The organism is Pseudomonas sp. Irchel s3b6, from assembly GCF_900187415.1.
GTDB lineage: Bacteria > Pseudomonadota > Gammaproteobacteria > Pseudomonadales > Pseudomonadaceae > Aquipseudomonas.
This window is the reverse complement of the sequence record NZ_FYDM01000002.1, coordinates 429,656-446,406: the sequence shown is the minus strand read 5'-3', so window position 1 is coordinate 446,406 and position 16,751 is coordinate 429,656. Positions and strand designations below refer to the sequence as shown.

Annotated in this window: 26 protein-coding genes; 16 read left to right on the top strand and 10 right to left on the bottom strand. The window is 55.4% G+C overall.

Features of this window, described 5'->3' with window-relative positions; genetic code table 11:
• Window positions 1-228: 228 nt before the first annotated feature.
• Complete coding sequence (locus CKW07_RS05660) at window positions 229-600, bottom strand: glutathione S-transferase N-terminal domain-containing protein (RefSeq protein ID WP_095143975.1); 372 nt, start codon at window positions 598-600, stop codon at window positions 229-231.
• Between the two features lie 234 nt (window positions 601-834).
• On the opposite strand from CKW07_RS05660, the gene CKW07_RS05655 reads away from it, so the two are divergent.
• The 15 genes from CKW07_RS05655 (at window position 835) to CKW07_RS05580 (ending at window position 10,545) form a co-directional block, all read left to right on the top strand.
• Window positions 835-2,106, top strand: coding sequence for an integrase family protein (locus tag CKW07_RS05655; protein WP_095143974.1), 1,272 nt, complete (start codon window positions 835-837; stop codon window positions 2,104-2,106).
• Window positions 2,103-2,606: a hypothetical protein gene (locus tag CKW07_RS05650; RefSeq protein ID WP_095143973.1), complete on the top strand. Its 504-nt coding sequence runs from the start codon at window positions 2,103-2,105 to the stop codon at window positions 2,604-2,606. The genes CKW07_RS05655 and CKW07_RS05650 overlap by 4 nt, the downstream gene beginning before the upstream one ends.
• Window positions 2,607-2,708: 102 nt before the next feature.
• Window positions 2,709-2,897 (top strand): helix-turn-helix domain-containing protein, encoded by a 189-nt coding sequence (locus CKW07_RS05645; protein WP_095143972.1) that lies wholly within the window; start codon window positions 2,709-2,711, stop codon window positions 2,895-2,897.
• A 200-nt stretch (window positions 2,898-3,097) separates the two neighbouring features.
• Window positions 3,098-4,762: a hypothetical protein gene (locus CKW07_RS05640; protein WP_095143971.1), complete on the top strand. Its 1,665-nt coding sequence runs from the start codon at window positions 3,098-3,100 to the stop codon at window positions 4,760-4,762.
• A gap of 290 nt (window positions 4,763-5,052) precedes the next feature.
• Window positions 5,053-5,346, top strand: a complete 294-nt coding sequence (locus CKW07_RS05630) for a hypothetical protein (RefSeq protein WP_141234427.1) — start codon at window positions 5,053-5,055, stop codon at window positions 5,344-5,346.
• 482 nt (window positions 5,347-5,828) lie between these two features.
• On the top strand, window positions 5,829-6,236 hold the full coding sequence (locus CKW07_RS05625; RefSeq protein ID WP_141234426.1) for a hypothetical protein: 408 nt from the start codon (window positions 5,829-5,831) through the stop codon (window positions 6,234-6,236).
• A gap of 97 nt (window positions 6,237-6,333) precedes the next feature.
• Window positions 6,334-6,804, top strand: coding sequence for a hypothetical protein (locus CKW07_RS05620; RefSeq protein ID WP_095143967.1), 471 nt, complete (start codon window positions 6,334-6,336; stop codon window positions 6,802-6,804).
• 2 nt (window positions 6,805-6,806) lie between these two features.
• Window positions 6,807-7,286 (top strand): hypothetical protein, encoded by a 480-nt coding sequence (locus CKW07_RS05615; protein ID WP_095143966.1) that lies wholly within the window; start codon window positions 6,807-6,809, stop codon window positions 7,284-7,286.
• Window positions 7,287-7,294: 8 nt separating this feature from the next.
• The gene (locus CKW07_RS05610; RefSeq protein ID WP_141234425.1) at window positions 7,295-7,630 is read left to right on the top strand and encodes a hypothetical protein; all 336 of its coding nucleotides are present in this window, start codon (window positions 7,295-7,297) and stop codon (window positions 7,628-7,630) included.
• Window positions 7,623-8,594 (top strand): hypothetical protein, encoded by a 972-nt coding sequence (locus CKW07_RS05605; protein WP_095143964.1) that lies wholly within the window; start codon window positions 7,623-7,625, stop codon window positions 8,592-8,594. Before CKW07_RS05610 ends, CKW07_RS05605 begins: the two co-directional genes overlap by 8 nt.
• Before the next feature lie 114 nt (window positions 8,595-8,708).
• Entirely contained in the window at window positions 8,709-9,089 is a 381-nt protein-coding gene (locus tag CKW07_RS25170; protein ID WP_141234424.1) for a hypothetical protein, read from the top strand.
• A 2-nt stretch (window positions 9,090-9,091) separates the two neighbouring features.
• Window positions 9,092-9,292, top strand: a complete 201-nt coding sequence (locus CKW07_RS05595; RefSeq protein ID WP_095143962.1) for a hypothetical protein — start codon at window positions 9,092-9,094, stop codon at window positions 9,290-9,292.
• Complete coding sequence (locus tag CKW07_RS05590) at window positions 9,274-9,729, top strand: hypothetical protein (RefSeq protein ID WP_141234423.1); 456 nt, start codon at window positions 9,274-9,276, stop codon at window positions 9,727-9,729. Before CKW07_RS05595 ends, CKW07_RS05590 begins: the two co-directional genes overlap by 19 nt.
• 5 nt (window positions 9,730-9,734) lie before the next feature.
• Window positions 9,735-9,917, top strand: a complete 183-nt coding sequence (locus CKW07_RS05585) for a hypothetical protein (protein WP_095143960.1) — start codon at window positions 9,735-9,737, stop codon at window positions 9,915-9,917.
• Between the two features lies 1 nt (window position 9,918).
• On the top strand, window positions 9,919-10,545 hold the full coding sequence (locus tag CKW07_RS05580) for a hypothetical protein (protein WP_095143959.1): 627 nt from the start codon (window positions 9,919-9,921) through the stop codon (window positions 10,543-10,545).
• A gap of 29 nt (window positions 10,546-10,574) precedes the next feature.
• On the opposite strand, the gene CKW07_RS05575 is transcribed toward CKW07_RS05580, so the two are convergent.
• The 8 genes from CKW07_RS05575 to CKW07_RS05545 form a co-directional block, all read right to left on the bottom strand.
• Window positions 10,575-10,790, bottom strand: a complete 216-nt coding sequence (locus tag CKW07_RS05575) for a hypothetical protein (protein ID WP_095143958.1) — start codon at window positions 10,788-10,790, stop codon at window positions 10,575-10,577.
• 180 nt (window positions 10,791-10,970) lie between these two features.
• Complete coding sequence (locus tag CKW07_RS05570; protein WP_095143957.1) at window positions 10,971-11,441, bottom strand: hypothetical protein; 471 nt, start codon at window positions 11,439-11,441, stop codon at window positions 10,971-10,973.
• 55 nt (window positions 11,442-11,496) lie between these two features.
• Entirely contained in the window at window positions 11,497-11,922 is a 426-nt protein-coding gene (locus CKW07_RS25165) for a hypothetical protein (RefSeq protein ID WP_141234422.1), read from the bottom strand.
• Between the two features lie 22 nt (window positions 11,923-11,944).
• Window positions 11,945-12,154: a hypothetical protein gene (locus tag CKW07_RS05565; protein ID WP_095143956.1), complete on the bottom strand. Its 210-nt coding sequence runs from the start codon at window positions 12,152-12,154 to the stop codon at window positions 11,945-11,947.
• A 242-nt stretch (window positions 12,155-12,396) separates the two neighbouring features.
• The gene (folE, locus tag CKW07_RS05560) at window positions 12,397-12,942 is read right to left on the bottom strand and encodes a GTP cyclohydrolase I FolE (RefSeq protein ID WP_095078348.1); all 546 of its coding nucleotides are present in this window, start codon (window positions 12,940-12,942) and stop codon (window positions 12,397-12,399) included.
• 77 nt (window positions 12,943-13,019) lie between these two features.
• The gene (locus CKW07_RS05555; protein ID WP_095143955.1) at window positions 13,020-13,577 is read right to left on the bottom strand and encodes a Smr/MutS family protein; all 558 of its coding nucleotides are present in this window, start codon (window positions 13,575-13,577) and stop codon (window positions 13,020-13,022) included.
• Between the two features lie 89 nt (window positions 13,578-13,666).
• Window positions 13,667-13,987, bottom strand: a complete 321-nt coding sequence (locus CKW07_RS05550) for a hypothetical protein (protein ID WP_095143954.1) — start codon at window positions 13,985-13,987, stop codon at window positions 13,667-13,669.
• Window positions 13,988-14,118: 131 nt separating this feature from the next.
• Window positions 14,119-14,709: a cysteine hydrolase family protein gene (locus CKW07_RS05545; protein WP_095143953.1), complete on the bottom strand. Its 591-nt coding sequence runs from the start codon at window positions 14,707-14,709 to the stop codon at window positions 14,119-14,121.
• A gap of 239 nt (window positions 14,710-14,948) precedes the next feature.
• On the opposite strand from CKW07_RS05545, the gene prmB reads away from it, so the two are divergent.
• The gene (gene prmB, locus CKW07_RS05540) at window positions 14,949-15,857 is read left to right on the top strand and encodes a 50S ribosomal protein L3 N(5)-glutamine methyltransferase (RefSeq protein ID WP_095143952.1); all 909 of its coding nucleotides are present in this window, start codon (window positions 14,949-14,951) and stop codon (window positions 15,855-15,857) included.
• A 49-nt stretch (window positions 15,858-15,906) separates the two neighbouring features.
• Here the strand turns inward: prmB and CKW07_RS05535 are convergent, their stop codons facing one another.
• Entirely contained in the window at window positions 15,907-16,698 is a 792-nt protein-coding gene (locus CKW07_RS05535) for a hypothetical protein (RefSeq protein ID WP_095143951.1), read from the bottom strand.
• Window positions 16,699-16,751 lie beyond the last annotated feature (53 nt).

The following is a 16,751-nucleotide window of genomic DNA, read 5'->3' as shown; positions in this document are numbered from 1 at the left end:
GGGGCGGGCGGCGCTTCGGTGCCCGCGAAAGCGCCAGAACAGGTGTCAGAAATGCTCCGTCTTTCGATGCTGGCGTTTTCCCCGGCGCCAGGTCCAGGCTGCGCAGGCGGCCTGAGGGGAGGGCAGAAACGAATAAACCGGCCAAAGGGCCGGTTTATCGTTGTCTGAAATGTGCGGTGTCCGGGCCGTCCGGCCGATTCCCGCAGACGTCAGTGCAGCACAGTAATATCAGGCTGCCGCAAATCGCTTGTCCAGATACTCGATGATCACCTTGGACTCATACATCCAGGTGGTCTGGCCATTTTCTTCGATACGCAGGCACGGCACCTTGATCTTGCCGCCTTGATCCAGCAGGGTCTGGCGATCCTGTTCGTTGTTCTTCGCATCACGCAGGGCCACCGGCACATTCAGGCGGCGCAGGGTGCGGCGGGTTTTCACGCAGAACGGGCAGGCGTGGAACTGATACAGGGTCAGGCCTTTGGAGGCCTGCTCGACCTGGGCCTGAGCGGCAGCCGGGCGCTGCTTCTTGCTTGGGCGGGTGATGAAATCGATGAAGATGATCAGCTGGCCGAGGCCGACACGAAGCGCTTTGACTAACACGGGACAAGCCTCACGGGGTGAAGTAGAAAGGCGCGCAGCTTACCTGATTTTTCGCAGGCGAAAAAAAACCGGCGATGAATGCCGCATAAAGAATGTTTTATCCGCTTTTACGCAATTTTATAATCCTTTATGTACTAATGAGTTAGGGGCCTTCAGCGCTTTATGGGGTTACATTGAAATACACCGGGTTACACCTGTTGCGTAACCCGAGCGTAACCCAAGGAGGTAACTCCGATGAGCAGTAAGCGGGCACCCACCCAGAAAATCACCTTCACTATTGCGGCGCTGGATGCACTGCCATTGCCTGAACCTGGGACACGGGTTACCTATCACGACACGAAGGTCAACGGCCTCCAACTACGCGTCACCGCCAACGGCACAAAGACCTTCTATATTTTCCAACGGGTGAATGGAAAGCCTGAGCGTGTCAAAGTCGGCGAGCACCCTTACCCGATCATGGGCATCGACCAAGCGCGGAAGCGGGCGAAGGAAATCATTCACCAGATCGCCGAAGGCCAGAGCCCGAACGCGGCCAAGCGTGTGGGCAAGGCCCAATCCCTGACACTGGCCGAAGCCGTCAACCAGTACGTCACTGATAAAAGGAGACGCACTGACAAACTGCCGCTCAAGGCACGGACAAAAGCCGACTATCTGGCCATGATCAAACCCAGTCGATTGACGGCGGCTGGTAAGCGCACGAAAGGCGGCACCCTTGCGCGTCTGGCCAACAAGTCGATCTACGCCATTAGCGCCGACGACATAAAGGCGCTGCACGCTGAAAACCTCAAGCGGCATAGCGGGCGGCAGGCCTTTTATGCGATGCAAACGCTGGCGGCCATTCTGCGTTTCTACGCCGTCAAAATCCCACAAGACCCTTTCAGCGTCGAAACCCGCGAAGCGGACCGCATCTATCTAGAGAAGGCTGGCGTTAGTGAAACCGGGCCGGTCGAGCACCTGCTGACCCATCTGGGCGAATGGTGGCGGGCGCTGCATGCACTGCCGCCGTCACCGGTGGCGGACTATATAGCTTTTCTCGTGCTGACTGGCTGCCGCCCAGGTGAGCCATTGAAGGTGTTGGTCGGCGATTTGGTTGGCGATGAGATACGCCTACACGACACCAAAAATCGCACGGATCATGTCCTACTGCTTTCGGCCTGTGCACAGGAAATCGCTCAACGGAATGCCGAAGGTAAGGGACCGACTGACCGCCTGTTTCCCATCACCCCCGCACAGGCCAACGAACTGGCGCATGAACTGTCGGCAGTAACCGGCATTCCGTTCACATCAAAAATGCTGCGCAGTCTGTTCGCGTCCATCGCTGACGAACTGGTGTCGTCCAGCACCTTGAAACGACTGATGAACCACAAGCGTAAAGACGATGTGACTGACACGAATTACATCAGAAAGCTGAAAGAAACCCTGCGCGCCGGCTGGCAAGCGGTGGCCGACCATATAGAAGCGACTGCCGCCGATAACGTGGTGCCGATCCGGGGGGCCGCGTCATGAAACACCTCTGGTTCGATCCCCACATTAAAGCGGCAAAGGCTGGTGACGATGTAGCAGCGCGGGCGTTGGTGCTCTGCATGGCCAGATACCTTCGGTGGGGTAAAGTCCCACCGAAGGGTCTGGCCGATTACTTCGCTACGGCATTCGAACAGATCGCGGACGGGCGCAGGGCTGATGATGAGTTAAATACCAAAGGAAAGAGCGCCACCTTCAAGCGGCACTACAAAATTGCGCGGGAAGTCTGGGAGCTGAACAATCGGGCTGTTGATCGGTTGCCGTTAAAAGACAACAACAAGAAGATCGGCGCCTACAAAACCGTAGGTGATAAATACCATCTTAGTTCGGCTCGGATTAAGCAGATTTACGATGGAATGAAGGGGCTGATTGAGGCCGAGGTCCTTGACCAACCCACGGACCCTGAAGTACGTCACCACCTTGAAGTGGACATAAACATCGCCAGTGGCCAAATCTACGGAATCCTTGACGAAAAAACGGGTTAGGAATCAGTAAAAGTCTAACCCGATATTAATTTAAATTGCGATTAGTCTGACCTCATCGACGCTGCTAGATGTTCTGGCAGTTCCATTCGGTGAGGTCAAGTCATGCAAAGCGAACGTCTCCACCATAAAGAAGCAGCCGCCTATATCGGCATTACCGAAAACACTCTTAATGTGTGGCGCTGCGAGAAGCGTTATCCCATCCCCTACATTAAAGTTGGCAGCAAGGTTTTTTATTGGAAAAGGGATTTAGACGCCTTTCTAGAAAGTCAGACCGTGCGGGAGGGAGTGTAATCATGACGGGCATGGCGGTGTTAATTCTGTACCAAAATTATTTTAGTGAAAATGAGTTGTACAGTCTACGCGATGAAAAACAGAAATAAAAAACCTTCCAAGTCGAAAGGGTAACTTGGAAGGTTTAGGGTTTGGTGATGAACGCACCGAGGTCAATATAAACCCCGGTTGTTTACTTGGCAATACCGGGGGAGTTGCACATGGTCAACTATCTACCTCTCAACTTCAAAGGCCCGGACGCCCATAAGGCGCTGGTGGTCATTGGTGATAATTACGCTGGCATCGCATGGTCTGCTGACGATCACACACGAGAGATACAACACTACCACGCGCAGATCGTATTAGACCGCAACACCAGTCCAGATGAACGCCAAACCCTCGGGGATCGCATTCAGGAAGTGGTAGAGCGCGAACTGGATGCTGATGTAGTGTTTGATTCAGCGGCCTACGGCGCCGACTACGCGCAGCCTGAGCCGGGTAATGACCTTGACCACCTGAATGGTCGAGTTATCGACGTGGATAGAGTCCTGCTCGATGATCCAGAACAGCCGGTTGACGACGAACTTGAACAGATCATCGATACCGCGCCTCCTGTCATGAAAACCTACATGAAGTGGCAAAAGGAGAATGCCTTTCGGGTTCACCCGACCTTTGCCCTGTGCAGCGTGCTGCTGTTTGTCCAAGCGTTCATCGGGCGCAACGTCAGGCTGCCGCGAGACCTTCGGTGCAACCTGTGGATGTTGCTGTTTGCACCCTCCGAGTCCGGCAAGGCTGCCGTCATCCGAGCCGCAGAAGAAGCGGCGAAACAGCTTAGCGACCAAAAGGTATTTCCTGCCGTGCTGCATTTCACCAATCGGTTCGGCTCGCCGGAGGCCATGTTGTGGAAGTTCGCCAAGGTCTCGCAAGTGGTTTGGGCCAATGAAGAAATGGTCAAGGAGCTGATCGGCATGATGTCGGCGCCGCAAGGATCACCGGCGTACAACAAAGCGACCTTGATGATGGAATTGCACGATGCAGCGACCAAACCGCATATCCCAGGTATTGAATATTCCGGTCACGACAAGCGCGCAAAGGATATGCCAGCTCTGGAATACCCGTTCCTTTCGGCCGTGGGTCTAGGCGTCACACGCAACATTGGTTTGCTCAATGCAGCCGCGACGGCGGACGGAATGCTCAACCGTTTCCTGCCATTCGTGGTGGAGGGTCTGCCACCTATTGGAAGTGGTCTGCCACAAACGGCACTACCTGCCGAAGTGGTGAAGTGGGCGACGGCGATACAGGCGAAGAAGTTTGTCGAATTTTTCGACCCCAATGGATCACCCCCCTCGGGGGTGCAGCCGTATGTGCTGGAAGTTTATCTGGAGTTTTACAACGACTGGCAACGCGAATGCCAGTACGGCGCGGAGTTGGCGCAGGATCTGCCGGGTGTATGGGGACGGTACGCGGAGAAGGTTCTACAGGTTGCCATGCTCCACGCACTCGCCGGTGATGAGTTGAAGGTGACACCGGATAGCTTCGCATGGGCGGTACGTCTGGTGCGTTGGGCGGTGCTGAAGTTCGCGACGAAGTTCGATGATGAGGGGGGTGGTGCAACCGATGTCTTCAGTAGGGTACGCAATGCATTGGTGGCGCTCTTCAAAAAAGACAGTGCTATCGCACTACATAAAAAACGCGGCTGCTTGCCAGCTAAATACATCACGGATTACTGCCGCCCATGGAGGGAAAACACCAAGGAACGCGCCGCCGTAGTCAAGGCACTGGTGGACGAAGGTTTTTTTGTGGAGGTCAAATTAAGCCGGGGCGGAGTGGGTTACAAGCGGCTGACGTGGAGCAAGGATGCACCACCTGATGAGGCGGTGCTTTAAGGAATACGGAAGACGAGAGGAAGACGGGGGTCTGTCTTCCTCTGGAAAGCCCAGCCTAGAGGGGTTATTTGCTCTTAAGAAGACAGAAGACAATACATATATATACCTAACTACTAAAAACCTTTGTGGTGGTGGGTATAAGGGGTTTTCTGACTTCCGTCTTCTTAACGGCAAGGAGACCATACGGGCTGTGGGTTTCAGAGGAAGACAGGGGGCTGTCATCCAATATGTCTTCCTTTAGGAATGGTGAAGTGGGGGGAGTCATCCGCCCCCTCCAGCGAGGTGGTGAAATGAAAGCATTCTTGATGGCGCGGGAAAGTCAGGTGCAGACGATCCTCAGTCCCGCCGACGCAGAGCAGATGCTGGCGACCGATTATTTGCGAGTGGTGCCAAGGCCCAAGGCTCGTGGCAAGGATGCCAAGCGCATGCGGTTGTTACGGCGGCAGAGGCAAGCTGAGGGTTGGCTGTCGCTTGACCTATGGCTGTCACCCGATGAGGTTGCTGCTGTAACGGCCATCAAGCGCCCTGGTGAAACCTATGCGGAACTGCTGGTGCGTTTGGTCAAAGAACGGGGTTTGCTATGACAGATCCAGTAGTTGGACGCACACAATTAGAAAGCTTGAGAGTTCAGTAATTGGTCCCGGAGCATCTAGAACGGCGGCACCGCTTGTGCAAAACGGCCCATTTTTAGCGGTAAAACGGACACTTGATCCGCTGAATATCGGCCTGAAAGGCCCATAAACATTGGTTTCGGCGCTCGCGGGGTTACATCAGGGTCACGGAAGGGGTCAAAAACCGCATTTTTGGTGGTTTTTGGGTAGGCCAAAAAGCGCAGGGTCGCGTAGGAGACGCGCTAAAAATTCACCATGCACGGACAGGGGCCAGATCGAGAAAACGTCGCTAGCAGCGGCTCAGGAGGTTGTGCAGTGCGCTTGAATATCAGAGCGAAGCGGTTTCACACGTTGTTGGATCTGTTCGATCCCTACTTCGATACCAGGCCATGGGTTCCATCAGGTACGAAAGTCTTCAACGGCATAAGGCTGCGCGATAAAGGAGGGAAATGGTTATGACCAGCACGACGATGGGATCATCCATGCCCGATATGCAGCAGCTACGTCGCCGACTCCCACCTGATCTGTACCAGAGGAACAACGCACTGCTCGATGAACTGGAGTGGTCGAGGGTGGAACTGCAACGGCTCCAGGCCCAACAACCTGCGCCAGATCCCGACAAGGCCACGGCCATGAAGGCGCGTGCGCTGCACGCTGGGGCCACTAAGACCAGCCGCAAGCATGACGCCATTGACGCCGGTGTCGAACTGTATCGCTTGCAACTGGTGAACTGGACCGGCACTGATACGGCCCGCGCAATATGGTTGACCAAGCGGATCTATCCAGACGGCAAGACGGATAGAGCCGGTAAACCCTGTGGATGGCGCACTGTCTACAATCAGTTAAAAACACTGTTGCTTTAACTTTAGAACAACAGCCTATTTCCTTTTTGGGCCATACAACAACCACGCTTCGCAGTATGTTTACTCCAACAAATCCATTGTTCGGAGTATCCCCACCATGTCGCGTTCCGATGTTGCTGTCGAACAGCACCACCCCGTTGCTTCCTTGACCCCACGCGATGTAAAGCTGCGCGAAGCCGCTGGTAATGAATTTCGCATTATTTATCCTGCCGGGACACCGCCAGAGAGGTTAAGCGAATCAAGTTTTTACGCCACCGTGGCGCATCAGTTCCAGCCATTCGATGAATTGATTTTGATCGACGCTGGGCGCACTCTTTACTCCCGTTACTTGGTCCTCCAAGCAGGCCATGGCTACGCTGAAGTTCACAAGCTTTATGAATCCCATCTCCCCTCATTAATGTGCTCGATTGGTGAGAAACTCCCATCGAATCACAAACTCGTGTACTGCGGCCCTGAGGAACTGTGGTCGGCGGTGCGTAACAGTGACGGTGTTGTCGTTGTGAAGAATGCCATCAGCCAAGAAGATGCTCTGCAACAACTTCTGCAACACGCATCACTCAGGGGCTGACTATGGACGCTCGAATTAACGCCAGCATCCAAGAAGTTGCGATACAGTTTATTTCCTATCGTGGCGAACTGACTTCCATCGCCAAGTTCGCCACGGCTTCGATGGGTGACAGTGCGCCCGATCTGGAAGAACTAATTCACTACCTTAAAAAGGCCGAAACCCACACCGAACTCGTAAACCATGGCGTTGGTCTGTGGAGAAACACCGATGGTAGTTGGTCGTTGGTGTCATTAGCCACCCCGCCCACCATCGAACAAATGCGCTACCGACTGGAACACTTCCCGACGTCGAATACTCAATGTCGATGGTGTTTGCAGGATGCCAAACGTCTCGCGCACCTGGATCTTATCGTCGAGAAAGATATTCGCGGCGAGCCGGTTCACAACTCCCGGTGCCATGTGGTTTGTATGCGTCCTTGGCTGACCATGCGCAATCAAGTTGTACGCGCCGACGCAGCCCCGCAAAAAGCGAGTTTATTGTGATGCATCTTATGCAAGCTTTACTGAGCGCTGTGCAGCATCTGCCAAACGCCAGTTACGTCGCCCAACAAATCATGGGGAAAAACACAATGTCTATGTGCCAGAAAATCATCGCCGCTATTTTCAGCCTGACGGATAAAGAGAAATATGGTTTCCTTGTTACCGAGGAACCGCAATTGATCGAACGGATTATCGAAGCAGCTGAACTTCCGATGACGGGTGAAAGTTACGCTGAAGTTAAATCGCGACTGTCCAGTCTACAGATCCCGTTACAAGGTATCGGCGTCGAAGTAATCCGCAATGGAAATTACATGACCCTATGGGGTCCGGGGGGGCGCCGTGGCTAATGAAATCGACCTTTACGATAGCGGTGAGATTGCCCCATACAACGAAGGCCTGCCGGTGCTCGCGCCGTTATCGCCCAGTCCTGATACGTGGGGTCGGACTGATGTGCTGACCCCACGGGAAATCGACGAGGCCCAACGGCAGCCCCAACAAAGCCAGGGCCTGATGCTGTTCGGCACGCCGATGCCACCTGGAACAACCCCACAACAAGTGCGGATCATATTGGGCCGGGTTGGTGGTGTTTTTCTTTCGGACATGAGTAGCCTCAACTACCCGAACCATCTGATCCAGAGCGCTATTTCATTTTTTACGGACAACGCCACGAAGGCACCCCGGCAAGTTCAACGCCAGCATAACTTTACACTCCCAAAAGATCTGGTCGGGGACTTTTTAGCCGAGTCCTTTGGTAATCACCTTCAGGGTCTTAGTGGCACCCAACAACAGAAACAACAGTTTTTAAAAGCCAGTTTTCAATGGCTGGCTTTGCTTAATGAAAAACTTGGCGCGAGGGGTCAAGAGGCACCAGCACAGGGACGTGCTGGACCTACTACTTCTACCGATCCCCTCGATCAATTGAACGACGCTCAATATGCTTGGGTCGTGAAGCGAAACGAGCAAATCAAAGCCCAGACCCACGCGACCCTGCAACAGAAGTACGGCGAGCACTCGGCACAGCAAGTAATCGCGCTGGCACAAAACTATCTTGAGTCACTACCAGCGCGTGAACAGAAACACTTCGACCAATTCACGGGTGATTGGGTTCATAGTCTCAACACAGTCGAGGTTTTGGAATTTTTGTATAACGCTGCAATAGGCGCCAACAACATTCCGAAAGACGGCCCCGGCATTGCCCGCGAGCTTGCTGCATTCGAATCCATGCTTAAAATTCCGAGCGAGCGGGCCAAGTACATGCGTGATCCGCAACTTCAAGCGCGCTACAGAACGCTTCTCGATTTAAAGGGCTGAACCATGAAATCCGGCAAGGTGGCTAAGTTGGTAGCGCAAATGGACCGTGAGCAAGCCAGGGCCAAACGTAAAGAGCGTAAGCAAAATCGTAAACTTAAAGGGGAGTGACTCAAAATGGCAACTGTACAAGTTAATAGAGCAAGACCCTCTAACCGCGCCCATTGTGCTGTAGATATTTCGACGGCGGCTGACGGCCTGAGTGGTGACATTAACTTAACCGGGCTGACCCTAAGTTGCGTGCAAATTAGCAGCTCATGGACAACGGCGGCTTTGGGTTTCAAAGGCAATGTGGACGGCACCACCGATTACTATCCGATCAAGGATAGCCTGGGCAACTTTCTGACCTTTAGCTGCTCGGCGGCGCAAGTGCTGGTGTTCGATCCTGCGCAATTCAAGGGCCTCCAGCGGATACAGTTGGCGAGCCTAACTACGGCGGGCGTGGCGGTAGCCCAGGCAGCAGTCCGCCCGATTAAACTTGGCTTGAGTGAGGGATAATCATGGACACTATCACCTGTGGGAACGAATTGATCTTGGAAGCTTTACAAGTCCGTGACGCGCTGGTGTTAGTCGGCGGCCACGACGAACTAGTGCGCAAGCTCGATGGCCTGCTGAATAATAAAGTCAGCTGGCATGGTGGAGAGCAAATTACTTTACGCAATCACATAGAGGCGGCCCGGTCATGTCTTCCACAAAGTTGAAAATCCTTGAACGGCAAATGGCCCGGCAGTCGCCGGAAAAGATCCCGGTGCCCGCCGATGATGATCTGGCCGTCGCGATCCAGCGGCTGGTCGATCAGCGCGTCGAGGCTGCACTGGAACAGCGGCCAGTCAAGCAACCCGCGCATGTTCGGCGACTGATGGACGACTTCAACAGGCCAGAACCAACGACAGATTTTCGGCAGATCCCGCCAACGCCAAGAGCAGTAGCGCCAAAGGCCATGGAAATGAGTTTCCAGCGCGATGAACTTGGCCGGATCAACCTGGTGAACGCTGGCCTGATGCAATGGCGTGTGCAGCGCAATGAAGTGGGCCAGATCGTGCGGATGGTGCCCGCTGACATCGCGCCCATGCCACCGGCTATCGCGCCGCCAGTTCTAGCCGAGGCTCGAACCTATGATCCAGGCACGTCGAGGTAACTGACATGGCCATCGTCACCTTTACCAGCACCAACCGCTTGGCCGAGGCCTCAGCGCTCGCTGAGGTGCTTCGTGCCTACCTCGACGAACAACCCCAACAGCCCGTGGTGCAGGGTGCCAAGGCGCATCTTGAGTACGACGATAGCGGCAACCTGAAGGCGGTCGTGGTCACGCTGGGGGCTGATTGAAATGACAGCGCGAACAGGCCAACCCAAGACCGGCGGACGAGTAGCTGGAAAGTCCATTGATCGTGAAGCTCGAAAACTGCTGACCGATAGGATGAGTGCGGACCTGATGTACTGCTACGAAAAATTGGGTGGCGTGAAGTGGCTGTTGAAATTCGCCGAGGCAAACCCAGCTGAATTTATCCGACAGGGGCTCTCCAGATTGTGGCCAGCCCCCGCAAAAGATGACCCCGACGCTGTGTATAACACGCAAATCAACGTCAACAACCTGACCGAAATGGAAGCTGCTAGGAGAGTCGCGTACGCATTGGCCAAAGCCGTCGATCAGCAGGGAGACATGACCCCGGTGCAAACCTACCAGCCCCCTCACTGGCAGGCTGATGCCGTGCCTGACATGCCACCGCTGCTACAGCCGGAGCCGCCCCTAGACGCTGACAGGGAAAAGTGGGCAAGCGAAATTGGCCTTAGCCCCGAAGAACGCCGGAGCCGCCGACTGGTGGAAGCGACGCAAAATTGCACCCTCGAAAGCTACCATGGGAGCCCGAGTGAACAGGGCGGCACCGTCCGTCAATCCACGGCAACAAACCGCAAACCCACGGTGAACGAATTACGCCGCAAACAACTGTTGTGAAAAGGCCGTCTCGCGAGACGGCCTTTCTCCTATGCATCCACTTCTACAGGTGGCCCAGTCACGACCTGGACATCACCAAACAAATCCTCCCCAGCGATCACCTCCAGGGCGACATGGCCGAAGTGATTGAGCAGCCGTAGCTTCACGCCGGATGGCAGGGTAATGATGGAGATGGTTTCGGGGCTTTCCATGATCGCCTGTGCGATTGCAAGGCGGGTTTCAACGTCTATTTGTAGGACTGGCATGATGGCGGTGCTCCGCACTTAGCAGGTATTTGGCGAGCGCCCCTGCAAATGGGAAATCGGCGCACCTTTCAGTGTAGCGCACAGGCTGTTGAGTCGTGGGGAATCAGGATCGGCGCACACGACCCTTTGTAGGCATTCATAACGTTGGTGCTAACCGGCGCGGCCCCAGTGAGCGCATTGTTAGGTTGTAATGCTCCTCTTAACACTTCCAGACTCTTTTAATAGAGCTTGATAGAACGCTAGAACTTCTTCCCTGCATGTATCATGCGAATCGTCTTCAGTCATAATTGCACAGCGATTACTTAGATCTCTTATGGCCTGCACTAATGGTTGATACTTTCCAAGCTGACCAGCAAGCTCTTCCAGTTTTATTTGCGTTCTTGAGCAATGCTCTCTTTTGTGCGCGGCGGGCTGATAGCTGATGGCAGATTCTTTTGCCTCCCCCGCCAACTCCTCTAAATTTTGCAGTTTATTGATTATATGAAGAACCTCTGCTTCCTTTATTTTGTAGGAGTGCTTTAGTTTCTCCATCGATTTATCGTGGGATTTCTTATTAAAATACACAAATACAATCCAGAGCGCACTAATAAAAGCAACTGCCCAAGTGAAAAGCTCGGGGTTGCTTCTAACCATCTCGTAGATATTTTCCATTTTTCACCTTGGGGGAATAACCACTATTAGGCGACATGCCATGTCGCGACGCAGCTTAATTATCCTTGCTGTCCAAAAACTCATCTAGATCATTGGGCGAGGTTTTGCTTATATATTTTGAACAGGCAGCAGGGGTTTCGTGACAAACAAGGGCTAGAGAAAATTTTGCTTGCCATTCTTCGATCCCTTTACCGTTGATATATGCTTCCATTAAATCGTACAAATCATGAGTACCTATGGTTCTATCAAATGGCAAGTTTATATATGACATCGAGTTGCATTTTTGGCTCAGCTTGTCGACTCCTGATTTCCATGTTGCTATCTTGGGATTTTGGTAGCCCTGTGTATGAATACTTTGTATTGAAAGATACAACTCCCTAGCCTTATGAAATTGTTCAATTAACGCATCATCACATGAAGATTCTTTTGCCATCACATGGCACGACAATAATAATAAACCGAGGAATGCAATTTTTTTCATTTTATATCCAGTCAATAGGTAGTCATTCCGGTGTCATCATCACCGCGAGGGTCATCTTGATGAACTCCTCGTTCTTGCCAATTGTTTCCAGCGCACCGCGCACGTTGCCCGCAACGTGACCCGATCCGCGCTGTTCGACCCAGAGTGTGAGTTCCATGATGGCGGCCTCAAGGGCGAGCTGGTTTTGGTTTATCTTGAAAAGCAGGGAAGGGAGCAGGTCTGCGTTGGACATCGTGATTCCTCCGTGGAAAAGAAGAGAGTAGTCCTTTAATGCCTAGTCGTTATTCCCTTCAAGGTGCCGGACGAAATCTGCGCTCCGACAGATTCCGACCAGCGGCAGTGTAGTCCCAGCGTAACCCCGACCAGAAACAACAAGGGCCTGCATCGCTGCAAGCCCTTGTTTTTTATGTGGTTCTGGTGAGAGCCAGCCACATGCAAACCGGCGATGAATGCCGGTTTTTTTCGTGCTGCGCGTTACTTGATCAGGCTGAGAAACTCGCTGCGGGTGGCCGCGTTCTCGCGGAACTCACCGAGCATCACGGAGGTGATCATCGTCGAGTTCTGTTTCTCCACACCGCGCATCATCATGCACATGTGCTTGGCTTCGATTACGACGGCAACGCCCAGGGCACCAGTGACCTGCTGGACCGCATCGGCGATCTGGCGGCTGAGATTTTCCTGGATCTGCAGCCGGCGGGCGTACATATCGACGATCCGCGCGACTTTCGACAGGCCCAGCACCTTGCCACTCGGAATGTAAGCGACATGCGCCTTGCCGATGAAAGGCAGCAGGTGGTGTTCGCACAACGAGTAGAGCTCGATGTCCTTGACCAGCACCATTTCGCTGTTGTCGGAGCTGAACAAGGCACCGTTGGTGACTTCTTCAAGCGATTGTTCATAACCGCGGCAAAGGTACTGCATGGCTTTGGCGGCACGCTTTGGCGTGTCGAGCAGACCTTCGCGGGAGACGTCTTCGCCCAGCTGGCCGAGGATCGCCGTGTAATTCTGTTCCAGGGACATGAAACTACCTGTGGGATTTTACGCAAAGGGCAAGGGTACGGTGGCAGGCACGGCGCTGCAAGCGCGACGCGTCAGCTTTACTCGTCGCGACCTTCCATCATGGTGCGTTTGAGCATCACATAAACCGCTCCGGCGCCACCGTGTCGGGCCTGACAGGAGGTGAAGCCAAGCACCTGCGGATGCTGGCGCAGCCAGGTGTTGACGTGACTTTTGATCATCGGCCGTTTGCCGTCCAGGCGTACAGCCTTGCCGTGGGTCACGCGCACGCAGCGGATTTCGAATTTTGTCGCTTCGGCGAGAAAGGCCCAGAGTGTTTCGCGGGCCTTTTCGACGTTCATGCCGTGCAGGTCGAGGCTGCCTTCGAACGGGATCTGCCCGATCTTGAGCTTGCGCATCTGGCTTTCCTGCACACCGTCACGCGCCCACATCAACTCGTCTTCCGGGCCGACGTCGATCACGAACTGGTCGGACAGGCCGTCTACCGCGGCAACGTCGGTACGGATGGTCGCCGCCTGGCGCAGCTTGGCGATCTGCGCGCAGTCAGCCTTGGGTTTGCCGGTTTCGGCGCGATCGTGCTTGATCGGCTTGACGCCTTGGATCGCGCTTTTGAACAGGGAAAAATCGTCGTCTTGCATGTCAGCCTCCGCGAAGGGCGGCCAGTTTACCCAAGTCGAGGTGAATCGGGTGCGTCAAAACGCAGTCGGCGCGACTAAGTCGGTGCGACTCAGTCATGCTTTTTCATCAAGTGCGGCGCCATGTTCAGCCCGCTGGGTTGACGCATCCGGCGCCGGCAGCGACGCCACAGTGCAACGCCTGCATAGAGCAGGAACAGGCCCAGCCCGAGAATCACCGCCGCGCCCACCGGGCTGGCGTTCAGTTCACCCAGTGCGGGCGGGCGGCCCAACAGGCTGGCGGCACCGGCCATCGCCAGCAGCACACCAAACGCGGCGAGCAGGGCGGAGCAGGCTGCGGCGATGCGAAAGCGCCAATTGCGCGGACCCTTGGGTCGCAAGCGGCGAGCGTCAAATCCATCGGATATCTTCATTCCGATCTTCCTCAATGGGTATCGGCCCTTCGACCGGGAGATGACCGGGTGGTTCCTGAGGCTAATTCAATTATAGGGAATGAGAGACCTTTGCGGATGAGCGGCGCAAAGGGCCGCTCAGTCCAGGGCGATCAGATCAGGTCTTTGGTCAGCGCCAGGGTGGCGAAGTTGTCAGCCATGATCGCCATTTCGGTCTGCTGCACGTGCTCGGCACTCAGCACGCCGCCTTTGAAAGGCAGGTCCCGGGTGGCGCAGGCATCTTCGACCAAGGTGCAGCGAAAGCCCAGGTTCTTGGCGGCGCGCACGGTGGTGCTGACGCTGGAGTGGCTCATGAAACCGCACACGATCAGGTCCAGTGAACCAAGGTCTTGCAGGCGTTTTTCCAGCGGCGTGCCGTGGAACGCGCTCGGCAGCAGTTTGCCGATGATGGTTTCGTCGGCCAAGGGTTCCAGCCCGGGAATGAATTCACCGCGTTCGCCCTGCGGGTCGAACAGGCCACCGACGGTGCCCAGGTGACGGACATGCACGATCGGCCGAGCGGCGGAGCGGGCGGCCGCAAGCAGCTGCTTGATGTTGTCGACGGCAGCATCCATGCCGGACAGGGCCAACGGGCCGCTGAGGTATTCTTTCTGGGCATCGATGATCACCAGCGTCGCGTGGGCCAGGTTGGCTGGCGCGTAACCACGACCGCTGAGTTGAAACATCGTCTTTGGAACGGACATTCGGGGGCTCCTTCGAGTGGGGCTTTTGCGCCATTGTCCTCTGGCTGAGCAGTTATGTGAACCGCTACCATCGTAGGCCCCGTCGTTGCTGGCCTGCAGACTCTCAAGAGCCGGGCGGATGTTCAATACAAAAGCTGAAAAGATGGATTAATCCTACTTCCGAGTCATTAGCTTTCTTGCATCGTCGGTGCCGGTCAAGACTGGTAGAATCGCCAGTCGTTTTTTCAGGAGTCTACCCCGTGATCACTTCCCGTCTGCGCACGTTGCGCGACCATATTCGTTGGGCTGTCAGTCGTTTTCATGGGGAGGATCTGTTTTTCGGCCATGGGACCGACAACGCCTGGGACGAAGCCCGACAGCTGGTGTTGGGCGCGTTGCACCTGCCCTGGGAAATCGCCGACAGCTATCTGGACTGTGCGCTCGAAGAAGACGAACTGGTCAATCTGCAACGGTTGCTCAAGCGGCGTATCGACGAGCGCATCCCGACCGCCTACCTGTTGGGTGAAGCCTGGTTCTGTGGCATGTCGTTCATCGTCGACGAGCGTGTCTTGATCCCGCGTTCGCCGATTGGCGAGCTGATCGAAAACCGCTTCACGCCGTGGCTGGGCACTGAACCGGCGCGCATTCTCGACCTGTGCACCGGTTCCGGCTGCATCGGCATTGCCTGCGCCTACGAGTTCCCGAAGGCCGAAGTGGTGCTGGCGGACCTGTCGTTCGAAGCGCTGGAAGTGGCTAATCAAAACATTGAGCGCCATGGCGTCGATGAGCGGGTGTACACCGTTCAGGGCGATGGCTTCGACGGTTTGCCAGGGCAGCGTTTCGACCTGATCGTGTCCAACCCGCCCTACGTGGACGCCGAAGACTTTGCCGACATGCCGGACGAGTACCAGCACGAGCCAGAACTGGGCCTGGCTTGCGGCGACGATGGCTTGAACCTGGTTCGGCGGATGCTGGCCGAGGCGGCCGATCACTTGACCGAGAAAGGCTTGTTGATCGTTGAAGTGGGCAACAGCCAGGTGCATGTCGAGGCGTTGTACCCGGAAGTCGACTTCGCCTGGCTGGACTTCGAACGAGGCGGTCATGGCGTGTTCATGCTCAGCGCCGAGCAATGCCGTGAGCATCAGGCGTTGTTTGCTGCCCGCGTCTGACGCCTGAGCATTCCCACGCCCCGGCGTGGGAATGCTCGTTACTGCTGGTTTAGCGGTGCGTAGCAATCCAGATCAGCAATCCCGCCTGGAACACCGAAAACGCCACCAGACAGGTGATGGTGAAGCGCAGTCCAGTGTCTTCGCGTTTGTACTGGCTGACTTTCTCTTCCTGCTTTTGCAGTTTGACTTCCTGTTCGGCCAGATTCTGCTCGGCTTGCTGCAGCATCTGCGCGGCTTCGAGGATTTCCACGAACTGCAGCTTTTCGGTGTTCCAGTCGGCTAGCAGGTCGCCGACCTTGCCGGCTTTGACACTGCCTTTCAAATGCTGGGCATCGGCGTAGACCACATCAAAACCATGCACCCGCAGGAAGTGATCGCGGCGCAGGCGGGTGTCTTCGTTGAGGGCGTCCTTGTTGTTCAGGTCGACGCCGTCAAAGGTGTAGCTCGACCATTTCTTCTTTGCCCAGGTGATGCCCTGCGCGGCCAGGAAGCGGCCAATGCCGCGATTCATCGGCTCGATCTGCAGACCGCTGGCCGGCTCGAAGTGCACGCGTCGGGCCTCGTGATCAACCCAGACATCCAGGTGGTTCTGCTCTTTGCGCACCCGCTGGCCGGGCAGGGCGATGCTCATGCGCAGCAGGCTGCGTTCGTGGTTGTTGCGCTCGGCGTAGCCGAATTCCACAAAGCGCAATGGCCGCCCGCCGGTCGCCCGGTCGGTTTTCAGCGGCGCCAGGCGCAGCATTCTGTGGTGCTCGGGCTGGACGTCCGGCCACGGCAGCTCAACCGCTTCTGTGGCCGTTGCTGCTGGCGCGGTGTCGGGTGAATTCTGGGTATCAGTCATAGCGGTGAGGTCCTGTCCAAGCGCTGCTTGTCGACCGTTCATCAACGGTCGAC